Below are 3,749 nucleotides of genomic sequence, written 5' to 3'. Positions count from 1 at the left end.
CTAGCATCTAGCATCTAGCAAGCATAAAAAACGCACAACCGAAGTCATGCGTTTAATATCGTAATTAACTGTACCCAGTGCTCTTTATAAGCCGTTAGTGTTTAAGAAGTATGCCTAATGCATAACCTCTTCTTTCGCACCAACATAGATGAAATCCAGTTCGTCTTTTTTCAGAGATACTTTAACCGTACCGCCGTCAACCAAACTTCCGAACAGCAACTCATTAGCAAGAGGCTTTTTAAGCTTCTCTTGAATCACTCGTCCCATCGGACGAGCGCCCATGGTCTTGTCATAGCCTCTTTCAGCTAACCAATGACGAGCATCCTCAGAAACCTCTAAAGATACACCACGAGCGTCCAGTTGGACCTGAAGCTCAACAATGAATTTATCAACAACTTGACTGATCACACTTGGATCAAGGCTGTTGAACCAGATGATATTATCAAGACGGTTACGGAACTCAGGAGTAAATACCTTCTTAATTTCACTCATTGCGTCTGGCGCATGATCTTGCTGGATCAAACCGATCGATTTCTTCTCGGTTTCTGCAACACCAGCGTTGGTCGTCATCACTAGGATCACATTGCGGAAATCTGCTTTGCGACCGTTGTTGTCGGTTAGCGTACCGTTGTCCATCACCTGTAATAACAAGTTAAAGATATCTGGGTGTGCCTTCTCGATCTCATCAAGTAGCACAACAGAGTGTGGGTTCTTGATAACAGCATCGGTTAGCAGACCACCTTGATCATAACCAACATAACCAGGAGGCGCACCGATCAAGCGGCTTACCGAGTGACGCTCACCGTACTCAGACATATCAAAGCGCAGAAGCTCAATACCCATCAATTTAGACAGTTGAACAGTCACCTCTGTTTTACCGACACCAGTAGGGCCAGCAAACAAGAATGAACCAACAGGTTTATTGTCTGCTCCCAACCCTGCACGAGTTAGCTTGATCGCTTCGCTCAATACATCGATCGCTGGGTCTTGTCCGAATACCAACATTTTCATGCGGTCATCCAGTTTCTGCAGCGTATCTTTGTCTGAAGACGATACTGACTTCTCAGGAATACGCGCCATTTTCGCAACCATTGACTCAATATCAGCCACGCTTACCGTTTTCTTACGACGACTTGCAGGCGCCAAACGACTACGAGCACCCGCTTCATCAATAACGTCAATCGCCTTATCTGGAAGGTGACGTTCATTAATATACTTAGCAGACAACTCCACAGCGGCACGTAACGCTTTGTTGGTGTAACGTACTTCGTGATGAGCTTCGTATTTTGGCTTCAAGCCAATCAGAATTTTGGTTGTATCATCTAGCGATGGTTCAACAATATCGATTTTCTGGAAGCGACGAGATAAAGCACGCTCCTTCTCAAAAATACTGCTGTACTCTTGGTAAGTGGTTGAGCCAATACAACGTAATTTACCGCTGCTTAATAGCGGTTTAATTAGGTTTGCCGCATCCACCTGACCACCCGATGCTGCACCCGCACCAATAATGGTATGGATCTCATCGATGAACAGGATAGCGTCTTCTTCTTTCTCGAGTTGCTTCAGAATCGCTTTAAAGCGCTTCTCAAAGTCACCACGATATTTCGTTCCCGCAAGCAATGAACCAATATCCAAAGAGTAAATCACGCTGCTCTGAATGATTTCAGGGACTTGGCCTTCAACGATGCGCCATGCAAGACCTTCAGCGATAGCAGTTTTACCCACACCCGCCTCTCCCACTAATAGAGGGTTGTTCTTACGACGACGACACAGAACTTGAACGGTACGTTCTAGCTCTTTGTCACGACCGATTAGTGGGTCAATGTTACCTTGCTTCGCTACTTCGTTAAGGTTGGTCGCAAAATTTTCTAGACGATCTTCTGAGTTAGCTTCTTCGGCATTCTCTGCACCACCAAATGAATCAGGAGATGAACCGCTATCGCCTTCATTGCTGCCTTTGGTAATACCGTGTGAAATAAAATTCACTATGTCTAAGCGGCTGATGTCGTTTTTCTTAAGAAGATATGCCGCGTGAGATTCTTGCTCACTAAAAATAGCCACAAGTACATTTGCACCTGTTACTTCGCTGCGACCTGAAGATTGAACGTGAAAAACAGCGCGCTGAAGTACTCGTTGAAAGCTCAGCGTGGGCTGGGTTTCACGAGTCTCGTCGCTTTCAGGGATGAGTGGGGTCGTTTGGTCGATAAAAATATCGAGCTCATTGCGAAGAGCATCGAGATCAGCCTGACAAGCTTGGAGCGCTTCCTTGGCCGCATCATTTTCTAATAATGCTAGTAGGAGGTGTTCGACAGTCATGAATTCATGTCGCTTGTCTCGCGCACGAGAAAATGCGCCATTTAAACTCGTCTCTAATTCTTTATTTAGCATAAGTACCTCCTAAGGGAACAACAGTGTTGTTCGAGCAATTTACACTTGCTCCATTGTACATAGTAGCGGATGCTCATTTTCCTTTGAGTACATCGTTACCTGCGCTACCTTTGTTTCCGCTATTTCAGCACTGTATGTGCCGCAAATAGCTTTACCTTCATAATGAACCTTGAGCATCACTTCCGTTGCTTTTTCGATATCTAGTGAGAAAAATCGCTCTAGGATCTCGATTACAAAGTCCATGGGCGTGTAGTCATCGTTATGTAATACAACGTTATACATTGCCGGTGGCTTTACTTTAGTTCTCTCTTTCTCCAGTAAATCTGAGCCTGGAGATGCCCATTCAAAGTTTCTGCTCATATTAGCTTTGCTAAGGGTTATTTTTCGGAAGTCGTGAATGTTTAGTTAACTCAAATTTACCACATTCACGCATTACGGTGTACTAAGAAACTGCACCAAGAAACAGTACCAAAAAATATTCCTCTATACTGAGCCTAATCCACCATTTCCATCGCTGCAAATAAAAGATCTCGATTAACAGGATTAACATATGTGATTGATTAAAAAGACACCACAACTATTGATGGTGACGATAAGATCGTCGTTAAGTTACTATTTAGTTAATAGTATGCAGCCAATCTCGAATGTGATTTGTTATTAAAATTGATCATTTTTATACCAATTTGCTATTGACTGTACTCAATCATTAGCTACATTGGAGCTAAAAGGTTTTTCTGATACAACTTCGTAACACGATTCTAAACCTAGTAATAAGCGTTAAAAATTTATAATAAGGAATAATTACGCAGGGTAGCGTTAATTTCCGTAAGCAATGTATGAGATTCAAGCTATCAGCTGAAATTGTTTAGTTGATAGGAATAATATCAATCGAACTTACATTGATTTGATATAACAACGTTAGTAACAAAATGCATGAGGGATGTATAGCATGGCTACAGGTACAGTAAAATGGTTTAACAATGCCAAAGGGTTTGGTTTTATTTGTCCAGAAGGTGAAGATGGCGATATTTTCGCGCACTACTCCACAATACAAATGGAAGGTTATCGAACCTTAAAGGCAGGTCAACAGGTCGATTATGAAGTAGAAAGTGGACCTAAAGGCTCCCATGCTAGCTCCGTTGTTCCTGTAGAAGGCAGCGCCGTAAAATAGGCGATTGCCAAACATGTAGACCTCTATCAGTCTTAATAAACGACTGTCAGGTAAGCAGAACATTGAAACCGCTCATTTCATACCTGTAATACAGGCTTAAATGGGCGGTTTTTCGATCTGAGAGCTAAAAGCTATTCACCAGTACAAATCGTCCGAGAGATCCCTTTAGCAGGTCTAGGTCTAGGTCTAG

General features: G+C 42.9%; 3 protein-coding genes. 1 reads left to right on the top strand and 2 read right to left on the bottom strand.

Features of this window, described 5'->3' with window-relative positions:
- Nucleotides 1-114: 114 nt before the first annotated feature.
- Entirely contained in the window at nucleotides 115-2,388 is a 2,274-nt protein-coding gene (gene clpA / locus AB4180_RS18210) for an ATP-dependent Clp protease ATP-binding subunit ClpA (RefSeq protein ID WP_012603605.1), read from the bottom strand.
- A gap of 39 nt (nucleotides 2,389-2,427) precedes the next feature.
- On the bottom strand, nucleotides 2,428-2,748 hold the full coding sequence (clpS, locus tag AB4180_RS18205; RefSeq protein WP_009846337.1) for an ATP-dependent Clp protease adapter ClpS: 321 nt from the start codon (nucleotides 2,746-2,748) through the stop codon (nucleotides 2,428-2,430).
- Nucleotides 2,749-3,337: 589 nt separating this feature from the next.
- Here clpS and cspD point away from each other — a divergent pair.
- A complete protein-coding gene (gene cspD / locus AB4180_RS18200; protein ID WP_009846336.1) occupies nucleotides 3,338-3,559 on the top strand; it encodes a cold shock domain-containing protein CspD in 222 nt (73 codons plus the stop codon).
- Nucleotides 3,560-3,749: the final 190 nt, after the last annotated feature.

The sequence above is a fragment of the Vibrio sp. 10N.286.49.C3 genome (genome assembly GCF_041469545.1).
Taxonomy (GTDB): domain Bacteria; phylum Pseudomonadota; class Gammaproteobacteria; order Enterobacterales; family Vibrionaceae; genus Vibrio; species Vibrio tasmaniensis_A.
This window is presented reverse-complemented; position numbering and strand designations above follow the sequence as displayed.

Coding starts and splice junctions, on each gene's coding strand:
- clpA (WP_012603605.1), bottom strand. CDS start 2,388: ATGCTAAATAAAGAATTAGAGACGAGTTTAAATGGCGCATTTTCTCGT.
- clpS (WP_009846337.1), bottom strand. CDS start 2,748: ATGAGCAGAAACTTTGAATGGGCATCTCCAGGCTCAGATTTACTGGAG.
- cspD (WP_009846336.1), top strand. CDS start 3,338: ATGGCTACAGGTACAGTAAAATGGTTTAACAATGCCAAAGGGTTTGGT.